The 18,830-nt window shown below is 42.2% G+C and carries 14 protein-coding genes and 2 rRNA genes; 6 read left to right on the forward strand and 10 right to left on the reverse strand.

Going from position 1 to position 18,830, the window contains the following annotated elements; all coding sequences use genetic code 11:
- The first annotated feature begins 103 nt into the window (after positions 1-103).
- A complete protein-coding gene (locus tag PSH50_RS04865; protein ID WP_273586269.1) occupies positions 104-1,609 on the forward strand; it encodes a capsule assembly Wzi family protein in 1,506 nt (501 codons plus the stop codon).
- Between the two features lie 99 nt (positions 1,610-1,708).
- On the opposite strand, the gene hldE is transcribed toward PSH50_RS04865, so the two are convergent.
- Both hldE and PSH50_RS04875 read right to left on the reverse strand, forming a co-directional pair.
- Positions 1,709-3,148 carry a bifunctional D-glycero-beta-D-manno-heptose-7-phosphate kinase/D-glycero-beta-D-manno-heptose 1-phosphate adenylyltransferase HldE gene (gene hldE / locus PSH50_RS04870; RefSeq protein WP_029773562.1) on the reverse strand — a complete coding sequence of 480 codons (1,440 nt, stop codon included), beginning with the start codon at positions 3,146-3,148 and terminating at the stop codon, positions 1,709-1,711.
- Complete coding sequence (locus PSH50_RS04875) at positions 3,148-3,738, reverse strand: SIS domain-containing protein (RefSeq protein ID WP_004588568.1); 591 nt, start codon at positions 3,736-3,738, stop codon at positions 3,148-3,150. Before PSH50_RS04875 ends, hldE begins: the two co-directional genes overlap by 1 nt.
- Positions 3,739-3,920: 182 nt before the next feature.
- Between PSH50_RS04875 and waaA the strand changes: the two genes are divergently transcribed.
- Positions 3,921-5,204, forward strand: a complete 1,284-nt coding sequence (gene waaA, locus PSH50_RS04880; RefSeq protein WP_273586263.1) for a lipid IV(A) 3-deoxy-D-manno-octulosonic acid transferase — start codon at positions 3,921-3,923, stop codon at positions 5,202-5,204.
- On the forward strand, positions 5,201-5,749 hold the full coding sequence (locus PSH50_RS04885) for a DUF1415 domain-containing protein (RefSeq protein WP_273586264.1): 549 nt from the start codon (positions 5,201-5,203) through the stop codon (positions 5,747-5,749). The genes waaA and PSH50_RS04885 overlap by 4 nt, the downstream gene beginning before the upstream one ends.
- Positions 5,750-5,786: 37 nt before the next feature.
- On the opposite strand, the gene PSH50_RS04890 is transcribed toward PSH50_RS04885, so the two are convergent.
- The 4 genes from PSH50_RS04890 to purL all read right to left on the reverse strand — a co-directional run bounded on the left by PSH50_RS04890 (position 5,787) and on the right by purL (position 12,804).
- Positions 5,787-6,116: a YdbL family protein gene (locus PSH50_RS04890; RefSeq protein WP_004588571.1), complete on the reverse strand. Its 330-nt coding sequence runs from the start codon at positions 6,114-6,116 to the stop codon at positions 5,787-5,789.
- A 10-nt stretch (positions 6,117-6,126) separates the two neighbouring features.
- Complete coding sequence (locus tag PSH50_RS04895; RefSeq protein ID WP_004588572.1) at positions 6,127-6,324, reverse strand: YnbE family lipoprotein; 198 nt, start codon at positions 6,322-6,324, stop codon at positions 6,127-6,129.
- Between the two features lie 2 nt (positions 6,325-6,326).
- Complete coding sequence (locus PSH50_RS04900; protein ID WP_273586265.1) at positions 6,327-8,780, reverse strand: YdbH domain-containing protein; 2,454 nt, start codon at positions 8,778-8,780, stop codon at positions 6,327-6,329.
- 133 nt (positions 8,781-8,913) lie between these two features.
- Complete coding sequence (gene purL, locus PSH50_RS04905; RefSeq protein WP_273586266.1) at positions 8,914-12,804, reverse strand: phosphoribosylformylglycinamidine synthase; 3,891 nt, start codon at positions 12,802-12,804, stop codon at positions 8,914-8,916.
- Positions 12,805-13,015: 211 nt separating this feature from the next.
- Between purL and mltF the strand changes: the two genes are divergently transcribed.
- Together mltF and PSH50_RS04915 are read left to right on the forward strand one after the other, a co-directional pair.
- Positions 13,016-14,530: a membrane-bound lytic murein transglycosylase MltF gene (gene mltF, locus PSH50_RS04910; RefSeq protein WP_273586267.1), complete on the forward strand. Its 1,515-nt coding sequence runs from the start codon at positions 13,016-13,018 to the stop codon at positions 14,528-14,530.
- A gap of 245 nt (positions 14,531-14,775) precedes the next feature.
- On the forward strand, positions 14,776-14,940 hold the full coding sequence (locus PSH50_RS04915) for a hypothetical protein (protein ID WP_164488074.1): 165 nt from the start codon (positions 14,776-14,778) through the stop codon (positions 14,938-14,940).
- Here PSH50_RS04915 and tadA read toward each other — a convergent pair.
- Entirely contained in the window at positions 14,937-15,440 is a 504-nt protein-coding gene (gene tadA, locus PSH50_RS04920; protein WP_273586268.1) for a tRNA adenosine(34) deaminase TadA, read from the reverse strand. The genes PSH50_RS04915 and tadA overlap by 4 nt on opposite strands.
- A 178-nt stretch (positions 15,441-15,618) precedes the next feature.
- On the opposite strand from tadA, the gene PSH50_RS04925 reads away from it, so the two are divergent.
- Positions 15,619-16,923 (forward strand): inosine/guanosine kinase, encoded by a 1,305-nt coding sequence (locus PSH50_RS04925; RefSeq protein ID WP_004588578.1) that lies wholly within the window; start codon positions 15,619-15,621, stop codon positions 16,921-16,923.
- A 34-nt stretch (positions 16,924-16,957) separates the two neighbouring features.
- Here the strand turns inward: PSH50_RS04925 and glsB are convergent, their stop codons facing one another.
- The 3 genes from glsB to rrf (PSH50_RS04940) all read right to left on the reverse strand — a co-directional run bounded on the left by glsB (position 16,958) and on the right by rrf (PSH50_RS04940) (position 18,561).
- Positions 16,958-17,881 (reverse strand): glutaminase B, encoded by a 924-nt coding sequence (gene glsB, locus PSH50_RS04930; RefSeq protein ID WP_004588579.1) that lies wholly within the window; start codon positions 17,879-17,881, stop codon positions 16,958-16,960.
- A gap of 387 nt (positions 17,882-18,268) precedes the next feature.
- A 5S ribosomal RNA gene (gene rrf / locus PSH50_RS04935) occupies positions 18,269-18,383 on the reverse strand.
- Between the two features lie 63 nt (positions 18,384-18,446).
- Positions 18,447-18,561 (reverse strand): 5S ribosomal RNA (gene rrf / locus PSH50_RS04940).
- Positions 18,562-18,830 lie beyond the last annotated feature (269 nt).

Here is an 18,830-nt window from a genome sequence, read left to right on the forward strand (position 1 = left end):
CTGCAATAGCCATGTTAGATTGGTAAACTTAGCCGCAATCTTAATCACAAGGATCTGAACTTTGCGAAACAGAATCTTTCTACTTTCTTCTCTTTTTTGCGCTATGAGCGCATCAGTAACTGCAGAGCCCTGGGTAAAGCCAGACGATTACGGTCTACGTGCCGACATTCAACAACTGGCCGATGCCGGTGTTATTTTAGCGCCTGTAACCACCTACCCGCTAATGTGGAAAAGCTTTATTGGCGAGCTAGAATCGAGCAAGCTTGAACTTTTATCTCCCAGCCTGCAAGATGCACTGCTTCGTGTAAAACATCGTTATAAGTCAGAAAACAGCAGCTCGCACAGTGTACAACTCTCAGCGTTTGCCGCATCAGACCCAATTATAGCCACCAGCTTTGGGGCAACCAACACACAAGAATCTGAGCTTTCTGCGGCCTACGCCTACCTTGGCGATAACTTTGCGGCGAAGGTAGCCATTAATTACCGTAACGATGGTAAACAATGCTTAGTTGATGGCAAAACAACCGATGATATAGCCACTAACGAACAAGCACTTGAAGATTGTAACGATACCTCATTTGACGATAGCTATTTAGCCTACCGCTTGGGCAATTGGATTTTTAGAGCCGGTGCCGTAGAGCAGTTTTGGGGCCCAGGTGTTGATAACAGTTTAATTATGTCGGGTAATGCAAAGCCACTGCCGGCACTAAGTGTAACCCGTGAGCAAAGCACAGCGTTTGAAACGCCTTGGTTAAGTTGGCTAGGCCAATGGAGCTTTACCGCGCAAATGGCAAAGTTAGAATCGACCCGTGTTATTCCTGATGCGCTGCTTTGGAGTAGCCGTGTTAACTTTCGCCCGATGCAACAGCTTGAAATTGCTTTAAGCTGGTCTGCGCAGTGGGCCGGTGAAGGCCAACCAAGCTCAGCAGGTGATTTTATTGATGTTATTACTGGGCAAACTAATTGTATTGATGGCAATGAAAATTGTGGTAGCTCACTAGAGTCTAAAATTGGTAATCAGCTTGCAGGCATAGATGTGCGTTGGTCTGACACTTTATTTAGTCACCCGTATGCAATCTACGCAAGTACAATTGGCGAAGATGCCAGCTCGCAATTCAAACCAGCCGACAGAGCGTATTTATTTGGCGTACAAACTACGCAGCGCATTTACAATCAAAATGTGCTCGTTAACGTTGAATACATAGACACAGGCGTATCGTGCTCGGCCGAATCAACCAATGAAAACTGCTACTACGAACACTCCGATTATAAATCGGGCTATCGTTACCACGGTCGCACTATTGGCTCAACCTTTGATAATGATTCGCAGTCAGTGGTATTAACACTTTTAGGTCAGCTTTCAAATGGCGATGACTGGCAAGTAAAACTACGTAGTGTGGATTACAACAGCGATAATCTCGACCGTTACCCTAGTAACCCCGATTTAGGTAATACAATTACCAAAACCGGTTATAACTCAAAACAAGTTGAGCTACGCTACAGGCAGCTGGCTATGGGTGGGCGCTTAACGCTCGGCGCTTTTGCATCAAACAACGATGGCGCAGAAAACGACACATCAGCGTTTGCTAAGTACGAATATAATTTTTAAACCGTATATTTAAAAATAGCATTTTAAATGCCAGCTATTTATAACAAAAAAAGGGTTGAAAACGCAGTTTTCAACCCTTTTTTATTTAATCAGCAAATATTACTGCTTTATTTTGCTAATCACCTTAGAGGTTGAACAACCATCTAAAAATGTCAGCACTTCTACTTTGCCACCATGGCGTAGCACATGATCGGCGCCAGCTATTTGCTCTACAGTGTAATCACCACCTTTAACTAAAATATCGGGGCTTATTTGCTCGATTAATTTAGCGGGAGTGTCGTTTTCGTCTGCACTGCCAAAGGGGATTACCCAATCTACAGAGGCAAGTGCACTTAATACCATTGCGCGCTCATCAAGTGGATTTATAGGGCGCTCAGGGCCTTTTAAACGCGTAATTGAATCATCATTATTTAAACCAACAACGAGTCTATCTCCACGCGCTTTGGCTTGGGCTAAATAGCGTACGTGGCCTGCGTGTAAAATATCAAAACAGCCATTGGTAAACACTATCGTTTCGCCATTTTGCTTAGCAAACTCAATGTGTTGCAATACATCGTCAAATGGAGTTTGGTAGTGCTCGCCATTGGTGTGTAAGTATTGGCCAAGCTTTTGGCTAAGCTCTTCTGGTGAAACCGTTGCCGCACCCAATTTACTTACTACAATGCCTGCGGCTAAATTAGCAATTTCTACCGCATCTTTAGGCTCCATACCTGCCCCGAGCATCACCGCAAGCGTGGCTATAACAGTATCGCCTGCGCCAGTTACATCACTTACTTCTAGCTGCTGCGCTGCAAAGTCGTGTTTTTCATCGGCATTAATTAATGACATACCTTGCTCAGAGCGTGTAAGTAGCATGGCTTTAATACCATTTTTACTAATTAGCTCACGCGCGCTTTGTGCTAATATTTCTTCAGAGCCTGTTTTACCCCCAGCCAAATTAAATTCATGTAAATTAGGGGTAATATAGTCTGCGCCTTCGTATAAGTGTAAGTCGGGCGATTTAGGATCTATAAGCACGGTTTTACCCGCCGCTTTAGCAACGCTAACCATTTCTTTAATTAAGCTCAGCGAGCCTTTGCTGTAATCAGAAAATACCACAAAGTCGTAATCATCAAGCACCAGCTCTAAACGGTTTAATAACAACTGGCTATGCTGCTCGCTAAAGGTTTCTTCTAAATCTAGGCGCACAAGTTGTTGATGACGGCTAATTACACGCATTTTAGAAATAGTGGGTAAATCGCATACACTAACAAGCTGTGAATGTATTTTTTCACCCTTTAAAATAGTTTCTAAAATTTGCCCGCTTTCATCTTCACCAATTAAACCAAGTAAGCCCACTTTGGCATCAAGCCTAGCAATGTTTTTTGCAACATTTGCAGCGCCACCCGCTTTATCTTCAAACTTGCTTACTTTAACAACGGGTACTGGAGCCTCTGGCGAAATACGCCCTGTATCGCCATACCAGTATCGGTCTAGCATGACATCGCCGACAACTAAAATACGCGCTTTAGATAAGTTTTTTAATAGCGATAAATCCATTACTGCTGCTCCGCAACAACCATATCGATAGCTTCACATAACCAATGGCCAATAAACATATGTGCCTCTTGGATACGGGCTGTTTCATCATTTTTTATAATAATGGGCAATTTAGCAATGTCTTTTACTTTACCGCCCTCGCGACCGGTTAAGGCAACCGTAAACGCGCCAATTTTGTTAGCTGCTTCCAGTGCTAAATTAATATTGGCGCTGGTACCTGAGGTTGTTAAACCAATCACTAAATCTTCTGGTTTACATAAAGCCTGAACTTGGCGTTCAAATACCGTATCAAAGTGGTAGTCGTTACTGTGTGCAGTTAATATTGAGGTATCTGTGGTCAGCGCCATAGAGGCAAGCGGGCCACGCTCTAACTTATAACGCACAACAAATTCGGCAGCTAAATGCTGTGCATCGGCAGCACTGCCGCCGTTGCCAAACCAAATAACCTTACCACCAGCTTGCAATGCACTGTGGCACGCTTCTAATAATTGCATAGACTCTTGATGATAAGCCTCCATCGTTTCAAATAAGGCTTGATGACGGTTTAAACTTTCAACGTAGCTTGTTGCCACAGAATCGATAATTGACATGAAAAATTCCTCTAGGAACTGAAATGGCAGGAAAAAATTAAATCCATTATTCCATAGTTTTATTTAGTTGTGTGTATTTTATGGGAATATAGCTGAACTGAATTATAATTTAGTGCTTCACATGTTCAGAAATTATCACTTTCGCGTTAAACTAGCTCCACTTACCTTAATAAAAGTTCAGTATGGCACGCATTTTTTACTCACTCGCTTTAATTTTAATTAGCCCACTGATTGTATTTTACTTGTATGTACTAAGAGGTAAAAAAAATAAAGGCTACCGCGCGCACTTTAAAGAGCGCTTTGGTTTTATTAGCAAACACTTATTTAATAATAGCGCTAAACCGGTTGTGTTCCACTGCGCTTCTGTAGGTGAGGTCCTTGCTGCAACGCCACTGATTAAAGCACTGCAAAAACAACACCCGCAGCTTAATATACTTATTACCTGCAATACTCCTACCGGGCGTGCGCAAATTAGTGAACAATTTAAAAATACCGTGGCGTGTTGTTATTTACCTATAGACTTTGCAGGTTCGAGCGCTCGATTTTTAAAGCGCGTAAATCCACAGGCACTGTGTATTTTAGAAACTGAGCTGTGGCCTAATTTAATGGCAATAAGCCATAAAAAGAATATTCCGGTATTAGTGCTTAATGCTCGCCTAAGCGAAAAATCGCAACAGGGGTATCAAAAGGTGGCAGGGTTAACGCATATAATTATGCGTTCAATTTCAGTGCTTGCAAGTCATAATAAAAATGATGCTAAGCGCTTTATTGAACTTGGTTTACCCCCTTCAAAAAGCCATGTTACAGGCTCAATAAAGTTCGACATTACGCCAAGCAATGAGCAACTAACTAAAGTTGCAAATCTTAAAGCCGAATATAAAACCAAAGAACGTTTTGTATGGGTGGCAGGCTCCACTCACCCGCTTGAACACGAAATGATATTAAACGCCCATCAGCAGCTATTAAAAAAATACCCTAATGCACTTTTAGTTATTGCACCGCGCCACCCAGAGCAATTTGATAAAGTAGCCGATACGCTAACTCAAAGCCCACTTAGCTTTAGTCGTCGCAGCAACAATAACTATCAAAACGAGCAAGTACTATTAGCTGATACACTGGGCGAACTACAGTGTTTATATGGCGCAGCGAATGTAAGTTACATAGGCGGCAGTTTAATTCGCCGAGGTGGGCACAACCCACTAGAAGCTGCTGCTTTTTCGGTTGGTGTTATTACAGGCCCACATACGTATAATTTTGATCATATCTACCCTGAGCTAATTAAACTTAAAGGGGCTGTCGTTGTTGAAAATACCGATGAGCTTGCTAAACAATTAATTAATTTAAGCCAAAACACCAAAGCGTGCCAAAGCTTGGGTATTAAAGCGCAGCAATGTGTAGTAAAAAACCAAGGCGCCATTGAAAAAACATTAACCATTATAAATCAGTATTTAGAGCCAAAAGCATGACTCATCAAGCAATTGCCCAAACCCGCGAGTGGGTATCATCCGTTATTGTAAAATATAACTTTTGCCCATTTGCCCGTAAAGAAGTAGAAAATAACTGTATTCATTATGTGCTTAGCCCTGCAACAAAAATTGATGACGCTGTAATGGACATGCTAGAGCAGTGTGTGCAGCTTGATCAAAATCCAGAGCGCGAAACCACATTAATACTGTTTGATAACGGCTTTAGCGATTTTGAAGACTTTTTAGATTTAGTCGATTTAGCCAATGCCTTACTGGTAGCACAAGGCTTTGAAGGTAAATACCAAATTGCTAATTTTCACCCCGATTACGTGTTTGCCGGCAGCGATGAAGATGATGCCGCAAATTACACCAACCGAGCACCCTACCCTACACTGCATTTAATTCGCGAACTGAGTATGAGCGAAGCGCTTGATCACTATAACGAGCCTGAATCTATACCAGAGCACAATATAAAGCTTGCAAGGCGCAAAGGATTTGACTTTTGGCAGCAACTTTTAGCAAATATAAAAAAACCGAGCGCCTAAATGCTCGGTTTTTAAGTAATATGTTTAGCTGCTTGTATTACTTTTTAACCCAGTTACCATTCACTTCAATATAGTGGCCACTTTTGGTCTTTTCGATTGTTTTAGCTGCTGCAAGTGCTTCTACTTGTGCCAGCGATAAATCGTTCTTTTTAGCCAACTTTAAATACTGTGCTTTACGTTTAGCGTTAATTTCCTCAACCACGGCTTTTGCCTCGCTGTTTTGTACAACAAGCCCTAAGTAACCTGAGCTATCTTCACCCACTAAGCCTTGGTTTTTAGCATCATCTAAACTAATAGCCCACGCCGAAAACGACAAACATACCGCACTTACTAGAGTAGCAATACTTAATTTATTTTTTATAGTCATCATTTAGCTCCTAAAATAATTCACTGTCGTCACTGAATAAGTTATCGAGTTCTTTATCTACTTTTACTCGAATTTCGTGATCTACTTTTACATTTAGATTGATCGTTATCGGCTCTTTCGCTGCCACCTCTACTCTGTGGGTACATGCGCTTAAAGCGCTAATAGCAGCAAGTGCAATAACGGCCTTAATGCTCAACAAATTTTTCATCATTAGTTTCCTTTTTTAGAGTATTGCTGCTCAACTTTTTGCGTTATTTCGTCGCTCAGTCTAAGCGCTCTTAGCAACGTAAACACGTTTTCTTCGTGATTATAATTAAAGTTAACTTGTTGCTGCTCTGGCTCATTAAAGCCTTGTAAGTTAACACCTAAGTTTAACCAGCCATCACTTTTAAGCGCTACTGTACTATTAAGTTTTTGTATATCAAGGTTTTTGAGCAACCCAAGCACAGGTTGTAACTCTTGTTGCTGGCGCATAACAGCGTCAAACGCTTCGTTATTACTAATAATAAGCTTACCTTGGCCTTGATTGGCTAGGCTGCCATTTTTTACCTCAACCCCTGTTTCATCAAAATAAAATGGCAACGACCCTTTTAGCCTACCTGTTAGGGTAATACCCGACTTATCGTCAAGCGTTATTAATTTACTGGCATCAACATTTTCAAACGTAACATTAGCTGTTTGCTGCTTTAAAAGCGTGTATTTATCTAAAGAAAATTTACCACCAAAAATATCGCCTTCAATATCAAAGGCCTGCGCGCTATTATTAACCACTTTAATATTACCAGTGATACTTTTAACTACAGCGCCTGCACGTAATTCATTAAGATTAAAGGTAGTAGGGGCAACATTAAGCTGCCCTGAATCGTACTGCCCACCTAGCTGCATACTAAATTGATTAGCTAAGTAGTCGTTATACAGTGCACTGGTATCAGTCATCGTTAAAGTAAAATTTGCTTTTTGTAAATTCACATCACCACTTATACGCCCACCCAATTTTCCTTGGGTTAGCTGAGCTAACGGTTCAAATTGGCTAACGATTGAATTTAACGAAAGCACACTTTGCTGCGGTATAATCACTTCAAACGGATGCGCTACCTTTGAAACATGGTGATTGGCCACCAGCTCAACACCATTTACAAATACATGATGAGACGCTTCAAGCGCGCGACTTTGCAGCCCAGTTGACGCTACGTTTATAGTATTTAAATCGACATTTGGACTAGTGAGTGTATTTATTTGGGTGCTTGCATTTAAGTGAGCAAATAATTCTCCCACACCTAAGCTTGCCCTTGCACTAAGGGTGTTATTAATACCGGTGAGTTTATATTCGTTGTATTGCACGCTTTTAAGCTTACTTTTAAGCGTTACTTTTGCATCGAGCTTTTCATTCATACTTGCTTCAAGGTTACCTGTGTAGCCGTTAAGAGTGCTGCCATAAGCAGCTGCGCTATCAACGCTAAACTCAATACGTGCGCTACCTTCGGGCTTAAAGTCAATAAGTTGAGTGACTGTAAAGTCCCCCTTGGCTTTAATATTATTAGCCTCAGCCGGTAAAAATTCAGGCAAAGCGGTAAGCGCAATATCGTAATTACCGCTTAATTGAGCGTTTTTAAGCTGCGTATTTAGCGTTATAGCGTCTATTTCATCTGTATGTAGTTGTACTTTTAGCTGTGTGCGTGCACTTTGTAACGGTGCTGCAGTATTTAAAAACGTATCTGTAACCGTTATATCTATATTTTGCTTGGCTTGCTCTGCGCTTTTGAGCGTTATTAACGGTAAGGTTAGGTTGTTATGTGCAAAGTTAATTGGTTTAGCTAAAGTCCATTGCCAATTAAGTGGAAGCTGCTTTACAGCAAATGACTTGTAGGCACTTTCAGGAATAAGAGATTGGCAGTTATTACTAAGTTTTACATTGTTTTTAAGCTTGCTTGGGTCAAGCTCAAGGTTTTGGCTATTTAAATTATAGGTAGCACTTAGCACACCTTTGGAGCTGTTTGTTATATCGCAGCTTTGTATTTTATAGTCATACTGGGCTTGTAAATCACCAGTAAGGCTTGCCTCTACCCCGTTAAAGCTAAATGCCTGCGCTGCATTAAAGCTAAGTCCACTTAATAACTCATTATCTGTTTTAAGTAGTTGCTTCAATAATCCATCATTAACTTTAAGCTGCCCTTGTACCTTATTATTGTAAAGCGTTGCGCTAGCGTTTAAATCACCATTGACTACAAACTGGTTAAGCGTGGGCTCGGTGATATTTAGCATTAGCGGGCGCTTTAAAAGCGCACTGTGTATAGTTAAATGCTCAACTGTAATTGTTGGCCTTTTTTCAGGAAGCGCTAAATCTAAAATTGTGGCAGCAGTGCTTGTTTTACTAGTTTGAGGGAATGGATTTACATTAAGTACTGCGTGTTTAACTTTAACATGCTTGGTATTAGCAGTAATTCCCGTAAGAGCAAGCTCTTGATTTTGGTAACTTAAACAGGCTTTTTGTACGTGCACATTTAACTTACTCGTAAGCGAAAAATCTAAGCAGCTTAAGGTAACACCCGCTTTTTCAAGCTCAGGCGCTACAGCCCATTGTAATAGTGGCAAACGAAATACATAGCCAAGCAAAACTATACTTAGCAATACAGCACCCATAATTAAACCAACGCGCTTTAACATACTGTCCTTATAAGCTTTTATTTATACTTTACAAACTATCGTAATTTTAAATCTACGCAATCAAAAAAGGCTGCACAGTGCAGCCTTTTTTATTTTACAGCTAGATTATGAATCTAACTTGTATATGTCGTTTTTAACCTACATTTTTACGTGCGTTGCGGAACATACGCATCCATGGGCTATCCTCTTTCCACTCATCTGGGTGCCACGAGTTAGCAACAGCGCGGAACACACGCTCAGGGTGCGGCATCATTACAGTGGCACGGCCATCAGTAGAGGTAATACCGGTAATACCCTCTGGTGAACCATTCGGGTTAGCCGGGTATTGCGTTGTCGGATTACCGTAGTTATCTACAAATTTAACCGCAACAGTGCCGCTTTCAAGCGCAGCTTTAGTGGCAGCATCGTTTGCAAACTCAGCATGGCCTTCACCATGAGATACAGCAATTGGCATACGCGACCCAGCCATTCCATTAAAGAATACAGACGGGTTTTCTTGTATTTCAACTAAGCTAAAGCGTGCTTCAAAACGCTCTGACTTATTTGTTACAAAACGTGGCCAATGCTCAGTACCCGGAATTAACTCTTTCAATGTTGATAACATTTGACAACCATTACACACACCTAAGCTAAAGGTGTCTTCACGATGGAAGAAGTTTTGGAACTGATCGCGTGCCATATCGTTAAACAATATAGACTTAGCCCAGCCTTCACCGGCGCCTAATACGTCACCATAAGAGAAACCACCACATGCCACTAAGCCTTTAAATTGCTCAAGGGTTAAACGCCCTTCGAGGATATCGCTCATGTGTACATCAACAGCGGCAAAACCAGCACGGTTAAACGCAGCAGCCATTTCTAAATGCGAGTTAACGCCTTGCTCACGTAAAATAGCCATTTGCGGCTTAGCGCCCGTTGCAATGTACGGTGCGGCTATATCTTCGTTTAAGTCAAAGTTAAGTTTTACGTTTAAGCCTGGATCTTTTGCATCAAACTTGGCATCAAACTCTTGCTTAGCACAATCAGGGTTATCACGACGTGCTTGCATTTGGTACGTTGTTTCGGCCCAAATAGTACGTAATTCAGTACGAGTATGATTAAGTACTGTTTGCTCACCGCGGTTAAATACAATGCTATCGTCGCTATTAAGTGAGCCAATCACGTGGCTAATTGCACCAACACCATGTTGCTCAAATACAGCATTTACGGCATCTAAATCGCTGTTAGCAACTTGAATTACCGCGCCAAGCTCTTCGTTATAAAGCGCTTCTAGATCTGTCCCGGTTAAACCAGCTAAATCAACAGTCACACCGGTGTGCCCAGCAAATGCCATTTCAGTTACAGTAGTAAATAAACCACCGTCTGAGCGGTCATGATAAGCAAGTAGCTTGCTATCCGCGACAAGTGCTTGCATGGCATTGTAAAAGCCTTTCAGTAACTCAGGGCTGTCAACATCTGGAGTAACATCACCAAGCTGCTTGTAAACCTGTGCAAGGCTTGATGCGCCCAGTCGGTTTTTACCCGCACCTAAGTCAACTAAAATAAGTGATGTATCGCCTTTATCAGTACGTAACTGCGGAGTCACTGTTTTACGCACGTCGTCAACACGGCCAAAGGCAGTAATAATAAGTGATAACGGAGAAGTAACTGATTGCTCAGCAGTATCATCCTCGTTTTTCCATGTCGTTTTCATCGACATAGAATCCTTACCTACAGGGATAGTTAAACCAAGCGCAGGACAAAGCTCTTCGCCTACCGCTTTTACAGCTTCGTAAAGGCCGGCGTCTTCACCAGGGTGACCTGCTGCAGCCATCCAATTAGCCGATAGCTTAATGTTCTCTAGGCTACCAATGTTGGCACAGGCAATATTGGTTAGTGACTCTGCCACGGCTAAACGCGCCGATGCACCGTAATTTAATAGTGCTGCCGGCGTGCGCTCACCCAGTGACATAGCTTCACCGTGGTAAGTGTCGTACGTTGCTGCGGTAACTGCACAGTTAGCCACAGGTACTTGCCAAGGGCCCACCATTTGATCTCGTGCTACTAAACCGGTAACCGAGCGATCGCCAATGGTAATTAAGAATGTTTTTTCTGCAATAGTAGGTAAGCGCAGTAAACGCTGAGCAGCCTCAGCTATATCAATCGACTCTGCATCAATTGCCTTACCGGTAACTTGCTTTGAAGTTACATCGCGATGCATTTTAGGTGCTTTACCTAATAATACATCAAGCGGCAAATCAACAGGGCTGTTATCAAAGTGGCTGTCGGCAACAGTTAAGTGGCGCTCTTCTGTGGCTTCACCTATTACTGCGTACTGCGCACGTTCGCGCTTACAAATTGCTTCAAAGCGATCAAAATCTTCAACAGCAACAGCCAGTACATAACGTTCTTGCGATTCGTTACACCAAATTTCGTGTGGGGCCATGCCCGGCTCATCGTTAGGAATATCACGTAGTTGGAATTTACCACCACGGCCACCATCATCTACAAGCTCAGGAAACGCATTAGATAAACCACCGGCGCCTACATCGTGTATAAACGCAATTGGGTTTTCATCCCCTAGTTGCCAACACTTATCGATCACTTCTTGGCAACGGCGTTCCATTTCTGGGTTTTCACGCTGTACAGAAGCAAAATCTAAATCTTCGTTTGATTGGCCCGATGCCATGCTTGATGCTGCACCGCCGCCTAAACCAATGTTCATTGCAGGGCCACCTAGTGCAATAAGTTTTGCACCTACTGGAATATCCCCTTTTTGAACATGATCAGCACGAATATTACCTAAACCACCAGCAAGCATAATAGGCTTGTGGTAACCACGCACCTCTTCACCATTGTGACTTGTTACTTTTTCTTCGTAGGTACGGAAGTAGCCTAATAAGTTAGGACGTCCAAACTCATTATTAAATGCCGCGCCGCCTAAAGGGCCGTCCATCATAATATCAAGCGCATTTACGATACGATTAGGTTTACCAAAGTCGCTTTCCCACGGTTGCTCGTAACCTGGAATACGTAAGTTAGAAACAGTAAAACCAACTAAACCCGCTTTTGGCTTAGAGCCGCGGCCTGTTGCGCCTTCATCGCGAATTTCACCACCTGAGCCTGTAGCCGCACCAGAAAATGGTGCTATAGCTGTTGGGTGGTTATGGGTTTCTACCTTCATTAAAATTTCTATGTCTTCTTGATGATACGCATATTCACCTTGCGCATTCGGGAAGAAACGACCCGCTTTTGAGCCCTTCATTACTGCTGCGTTATCTTTGTACGCCGACAGCACATTTTCAGGATTGTGCTCAAATGTATTTTTGATCATTTTAAACAGTGATTTAGGCTGCTCAATACCATCGATTGTCCAATCAGCATTAAATATTTTATGACGGCAATGCTCTGAGTTTGCTTGCGCAAACATAAATAACTCTATGTCGTTAGGGTTACGGCCTAACTTTTTAAAGTTTTCTACTAAGTAGTCTATCTCGTCATCAGCAAGCGCAAAACCTTGTTCAACGTTTGCCGCAGCCAATGCTTCGCGCCCGCCACCTAAAATGTCAACTGATGACATTTCGCGAGGTGAGTCATTGCGGAATAACTGCGCTGCAGAAGCAAGTTCGCTATGCGTTGCCTCAGTCATACGGTCGTGTAATAACGCCGTTACTTGAGCAAGCTGCTCTGCACTTAGTTCACCTTCTACGTAATAAGCAATACCACGCTCAACACGGTGAACCTGTTTAAGGCCACAGTTATGCGCTATGTCAGTTGCTTTAGATGCCCATGGTGAAATGGTGCCAGGGCGAGGGGTAACTAAAATAAGTGTGCCAGCTGGGGTATGCTCGGCAATAGTTGGACCGTAAGTAAGTAGTTTTTCAAGCTTAGTTTGCTCACCAACACTCAAAGGCGAGGTTAAATCGGCAAAATGTGCATACTCGGCATATACATTGGTGACTGGAAGTTGCGATAGTTTGCAACGCGCTAAAATTTTATTAACTCTGAACTCTGAAAGTGCTGGTGCACCACGAAGGATCAACATAGATAATTTCATCCGGGGTTAGGGATTGAACGATATTTTAGGCGGGCATTATAGTCTATGTAGCACCGAGTTTTAACTCCAAATTGCGCTTTTCAGAAAATTAACTTTTTATTTATATAAACAGCAGCAAAATTACCAATAAAAGCTAAACGCTAAGTGACGCCATAGTGAAGTTTTGGTATAACGGGGTATGAGCTTTATGGGGCGGTTAATGTTGAAAGAAAAGCTAATAATTATCATCACTTTAGTTACGTTGTTGTGTGCGTGTAATATGCAGGAGCAACAAACTCAACTTGCCCAAATTAAAGCACAAAATAAAATACGTGTAGGTACCCTTGCCAGTGCCAGCAATTACTACCAAGCCGTGCAAGGCGAGCAAGGTTTTGAATACGAGCTATCTCAAGCTTTTGCCGACTACCTAGGTGTTGAACTAGAAATAGTGCCGTTTTTTAATTTATCCGATATGTTTGAGCGCCTTGAAAGCGGCGATTTAGACTTAATAGCCTCAGGACTTACCTACAACAAAGTACGTGCACAGCAATATCGCTATGGTCCCACTTACAGAACAATTAGCCAAAAGTTGGTTTATAAACAAGGTCGAGTTCGCCCACGTGAATTTGACGACCTTGATGGAAACTTTACAGTTATAGCCAAAAGTAGCCACTCTTTAACCTTACAAAAAATAAAAAAGAGTAACCCAGATTTAACCTGGCAAGAAACTGAAGAGCTCGATGAAGAGGAGCTTTTACAAGCCGTTATCGATGGCGAAATAGATTACACCCTCGCCGACTCACACACGCTTTCGCTGTTTAGACGTTACCACCCAAATTTAAGTATTGGCTTTTCAGTTACCCGGAATGACCCCATAGCTTGGATCCTTAATAAATCAAAAGATGATTCGCTTTATGCACTGCTAGTGCCCTTTTTTGGTGACGTAAAACAAAGTAACCAGCTGTATGTGCTCGAAGAAAAGTACTTTGGGCACGTACGCCAGTTTAACTACGTTAATACGCTTGCATACATAGAAGCTATAAAAGAAACACTCCCCACTTACAGGCCTTGGTTTGAGCAATATGCAGGTAGCCTTGACTGGCGCTTACTTGCTGCGCTTAGCTACCAGGAATCTATGTGGAACCCTCGCGCTAAATCGCCTACAGGTGTGAGAGGCATTATGATGCTGACACGCAGTACCGCTAAACAGGTGGGCGTAACAAATAGGTTAGAGCCAGAGCAAAACATCCGTGGCGGAGCTAAATACTTAGCTAAGCTCGTTAAACGCATCCCCGATAGAATCCCGCAGCCTGATAGAACTTGGCTTGCACTGGCAGCCTATAATGTAGGTTGGGGGCACGTTAACGACGCGCGCATTATTACTGAACAACAAGGGGCGAGCCCTGATAAATGGGCCGATGTTAAAAAGCGCTTACCACTTTTAATCAAAAAACGTTATTACCGTAAAACCCGTTACGGCTATGCACGTGGCGATGTTGCGGTAAAATATGTTGATAACATTCGCAGGTATTACGATGCACTTGTATGGCTTGATGAAAATAATGCCCTAGCGCCAGAGCCAGTACCTGAATCAGAACCTGAAGCACCTAAAGTTGAAAAAGCAGCTCAACCAAGCAAAAAGCCTGTAAACAACGATAAAACCGAACCTACCCCTTCACTTTCACCTGAAGAAAAAAGTAAGCAAGGTGAAAATAACACGCAGCAGTCTCAGTAAAGCGTTTATATTTACGTTTTAAATGGGCTGCTCAGGCCTGTGAAACATTAAAATGTGGGCATTAAACGATTCTTTCCTCGTTTTAGCAGGCGCTAATTTCCCCTTCAGGCCTAACCACTGTAGTAACTAAATTAAAAATCTGTTTACTTGTCATGAAATGATCACTAATGTGTGTTTATAGTATATTTACCTGATTTTTAATATATATCTTGTGCCTTTCTCACTCTCACGCATTAGGAGAACACATGCTAAAACGTAGACGCACGCAAAAACTAAAACGCAATATTATTCATTCAACAGCCACCAGACGTCGTATTATGCTACGTAACTTACATAAAAAAATTATTTGGCGTCGTCGTATGTTTGCTATGCAGCAAATGATAGAAGTAGATTCAAATAAGGTTAACTAGTCACTAATTTGGCGAGCTGCTTTTTTAGCCGCTTTAATTTGTTCTCGGCGTTGTTTAAAAAACGCCGAAATAGTACTACCACAGGTTTGACCAAGCACCCCACCTAATACCTCTACCTGATGGTTCAGCCTCGGCTCTTGCAATAAGTTCATAATAGACCCAGCCGAGCCTGTTTTAGCATCTGGCGCACCGTACACGAGGCGCTTTATTCTGCTATGCACTAACAGCCCCGCACACATAGAGCATGGCTCTAACGTAACGTACAAAGTGCAATCAATTAAACGGTAATTATTTAAAGCTCTCCCTCCTTCACGCACTGCAATCATTTCGGCGTGCGCAGAGGGGTCGTTATCAGTAATTGAACGATTATAACCCGCTGCAATAAGCGTGTTCTCTTTCACAAGGACAGCTCCTACCGGAATTTCGCCCAATTGCTGCGCCTTATTGGCATAAACTAATGCCTGCTCCATCCAATACTCATCGCTTTTAAGATCGTTCATAGTGCTTACTTTAAATAAATTTTCTTTCGCTATTATATCAACTTGCCTGTTTAAAATGCGTAATTGATTAAATTATTGCAAAAATAAAACAAAATAATGTGGTTTATCGTGGCTCATAGAGTGTGATTTACGCTATAATCTCACGCTTTTTTTATTTAGCTCACAACACAGGTAGCAAATGAAATTTCCTGGACGCCGCAGACATAAACATTATTTTCCAGTGGAAGCTAAAGATCCACTTACTAATCAGCTAAACGCAACTGAGCGATTACAACGTAGCTACATTACGGGTATCGATCAGATCGTTGTTGATATTGAAGCCAAAGTCGATCAGGCTTTTTTAGACGAGTTTCAACTTCGCCGAGGAATGTCGCAAGTTATTGATAGCGATATTACTAACGCACTTTACGACCGTTTAAAACTAAACGACATGGTTGATTACGAATTTGCCGGTGGCACCATTGGTAACACAATGCATAACTACTCTGTACTAGCAGATGACCGTTCAGTATTGCTCGGTGTTATGAGTGAAAACATAAAAATTGGCAGCTATGCCTACCGCTTTTTATGTAACACATCAAGCCGCGTTGATTTAGACTATTTACAACCTGTAGATGGCCCTATTGGCCGTTGTTTTACCTTAATTGATGAAACAGGCGAGCGTACATTCGCAATTAGCGCCGGTTTAATGAATCACTTAAAGCCTGAGTCTATCGATAAACACTTAATTGAGCAGTCATCAGCACTTGTGATCAGCGCCTACCTAATGCGTACACAGGGTGATGAAACAATGACTGAAGCAACCATGCAAGCAGTTAAATACGCTAACGATGCAGGTGTACCGGTAGTTTTAACACTCGGCACTAAGTTTTTAATTGAGCAAGATCCAACCTGGTGGGCTAACTTTGTAAACGAGCATGTCGATATACTTGCCATGAACGAAGAAGAAGGGCTAGCAATTACTGGCTTTGAAGACCCATTATTAGCCGCAGACAAAGCACTTGACTGGGTAGACTTAGTTATTTGTACCGCTGGCGAAAAAGGCTTATTTATGGCCGGTTACGTTGATGAGAGCTTTAAGCGTGCAACCGAGTACCCACTATTACCAGGTGCCATTGCCGATTTTAATCGCTATGAGTTTTCTCGTGCAATGAAAAAATCCGATTGCGAAAACCCGATAAAAGCGTATAGCCATACGGCGCCATTCATGGGTGGGCCTGATTCAATCAAAAACACCAATGGTGCTGGCGATTGTGCGTTGGCTGCCGTGTTACACGATTTATCAGCAAACGTTTATCATAAGTTAAATGTCGCTAACTCAGCAAAACACGAACAAAAGGCCATTACCTACTCTTCTCTTGCACAAATTAGTAAGTACGCTAACCGCGCAAGTTACGAGGTATTAGTGCAGCACTCTCCACGTTTATCACGTGGGTTGCCAGAGCGCGAAGACTGCCTAGAGCAAGTGTACTGGGATCAATAAATAGGGAGCTTTACGTGCTCCCTATTGCGGTATTTTAGAAAATCGAAATATCGAGCTTTTTAGATAGCAGCTCTAATGCTGCTATCCCCGCCACCGAGTTACCAAATTCATTTAACCCTGGTGAATATACTGCCACTGTAAACTTACCCGGTAATACCGCTAATATAGTGCCTGACACACCCGACTTACCCGGCATTCCCACTCTGTAGCCAAAGTCACCTGCCGCATCATATAAGCCGCTGGTGAATAAAATCGAATTTAATTGTTTATTCTGGCGACTACTCAAAACGCGCTTACCCGAGCTGTAATCAACCCCTTTATTCGCTAAGAAGTTATACGCTCTAGCTAACTCAATACAGTTAAGCTCAATCGCACAAAAATTGAAGTAAGACCAAAGTACATCATCGACGTCATTCTCAAAATTACCAAACGACTTCATTAAATGCGCCATTGCCGCATTTCTATGCCTAAACTCATACTCAGAATTGGCCACTTTTTTATCAATCACTATTGCACTATTACCTGCCAGTAACCTAAACGTTTCAAGCATTGAGTGGCGAGGTGCTGATAATCGACTGTACAAAGCATCGCACGTCACAATCGCACCAGCATTAATGAAAGGGTTACGTGGCACACCTTTTTCGAACTCTAACTGCGTAAGAGAATTAAACGCGGTTCCTGAGGGCTCTTTACCTACCCGATGCCATAGTTCATCGCCATAGCGCTGTAGCGCCATTGTAAGCGTCATTACTTTAGAAACTGACTGAATAGTAAAACGTTTTGAGCAATCCCCTGCACAAATGGTTTCGCCATCAGTGGTATAAATAGCAATAGAAAACTGCTCGCTAGAAACCTCAGCAAGTGCAGGTATATAGTCCGCAACCTTACCTTGTGATAACAAAGGGCGCACTTCGTGTGCTATTTCATCTAGTACAGTTTGGTAGTCAGCAGTGGGCAATTGACACCTCTATTTTGGCATTTATAAAAATTTGATTTTAACACGCACAACTTCTGCACGCCTAGCTATGTTACATGAATAAAATAGCAGATATGCATGAACTTAATGTTTATTTTCAAAGTGATATTTTCTATATCAAAGTAATACTAATCCGCAATAAGCCTTAATCATTTTGCGGGGCTATAAACTGATTACACTCAGCACGATGTGCGCCGTGACTTTGCCTATAATGGCTTAGCTTTCTATAAGGATACTAATGTTATGACTCAAAGGATTTACAAGGGCGGGCATTACAAAGACTGAGTTAGCATGAGATCTTGGCTTTTTATTAAACCCCAGACAGCAAAAAACCCGTTACATCGCTGTAACGGGTTTCTTTAATTTGAATCCTGGCAATGTCCTACTTTCACATAGCAAATGCTACACTATCATCGGCGCTGTTTCGTTTCACTACTGAGTTCGGCATGGGGTCAGGTGGGTCCAAAACGCTATGGTTACCAAGAAAATTCTGTTCAATTTTCTTATTTTTATTTATTAAGCTTTAAGTCCTTCGACTGAATTTGGAGCCTGGCAATGTCCTACTTTCACATAGCAAATGCTACACTATCATCGGCGCTGTTTCGTTTCACTACTGAGTTCGGCATGGGGTCAGGTGGGTCCAAAACGCTATGGTTACCAAGCAAATTAGGTGCAAAGGAGTAATGACAAGCACGTAGTGCTTCTTTTTTCTTTGCGCAAGGTGCCTTACTTTAACGCTACGCGCTAAGAATCACCTCATAAATTTGGAAAATATCTGATAATATTTTTTAAGTCTCAAGTATCTATCTACTTTAGCTATTAACTTCTGTCGCTTGTTTCTGTCACAAAACGCGTTTGGCGTTGTATGGTTAAGCCTCACGGGTAATTAGTACAAGTTAGCTTAATGGCTCACACCACTTCCACATCTTGC

Origin of the sequence: Pseudoalteromonas sp. Angola-7 (assembly GCF_028599255.1) — a bacterium.
Classification (GTDB): Bacteria; Pseudomonadota; Gammaproteobacteria; order Enterobacterales; family Alteromonadaceae; genus Pseudoalteromonas; species Pseudoalteromonas atlantica.

Excerpts from the sequence above, each read along its gene's own strand:
- PSH50_RS04865 (WP_273586269.1), top strand. The coding sequence starts at position 104 with ATGAGCGCATCAGTAACTGCAGAGCCCTGGGTAAAGCCAGACGATTAC.
- hldE (WP_029773562.1), bottom strand. The coding sequence starts at position 3,148 with ATGGATTTATCGCTATTAAAAAACTTATCTAAAGCGCGTATTTTAGTT.
- waaA (WP_273586263.1), top strand. The coding sequence starts at position 3,921 with ATGGCACGCATTTTTTACTCACTCGCTTTAATTTTAATTAGCCCACTG.
- PSH50_RS04895 (WP_004588572.1), bottom strand. The coding sequence starts at position 6,324 with ATGAAAAATTTGTTGAGCATTAAGGCCGTTATTGCACTTGCTGCTATT.
- PSH50_RS04885 (WP_273586264.1), top strand. The coding sequence starts at position 5,201 with ATGACTCATCAAGCAATTGCCCAAACCCGCGAGTGGGTATCATCCGTT.
- PSH50_RS04915 (WP_164488074.1), top strand. The coding sequence starts at position 14,776 with ATGCTAAAACGTAGACGCACGCAAAAACTAAAACGCAATATTATTCAT.
- PSH50_RS04890 (WP_004588571.1), bottom strand. The coding sequence starts at position 6,116 with ATGACTATAAAAAATAAATTAAGTATTGCTACTCTAGTAAGTGCGGTA.
- PSH50_RS04900 (WP_273586265.1), bottom strand. The coding sequence starts at position 8,780 with ATGTTAAAGCGCGTTGGTTTAATTATGGGTGCTGTATTGCTAAGTATA.
- purL (WP_273586266.1), bottom strand. The coding sequence starts at position 12,804 with ATGTTGATCCTTCGTGGTGCACCAGCACTTTCAGAGTTCAGAGTTAAT.
- mltF (WP_273586267.1), top strand. The coding sequence starts at position 13,016 with ATGTTGAAAGAAAAGCTAATAATTATCATCACTTTAGTTACGTTGTTG.
- PSH50_RS04875 (WP_004588568.1), bottom strand. The coding sequence starts at position 3,738 with ATGTCAATTATCGATTCTGTGGCAACAAGCTACGTTGAAAGTTTAAAC.
- tadA (WP_273586268.1), bottom strand. The coding sequence starts at position 15,440 with ATGAACGATCTTAAAAGCGATGAGTATTGGATGGAGCAGGCATTAGTT.
- PSH50_RS04925 (WP_004588578.1), top strand. The coding sequence starts at position 15,619 with ATGAAATTTCCTGGACGCCGCAGACATAAACATTATTTTCCAGTGGAA.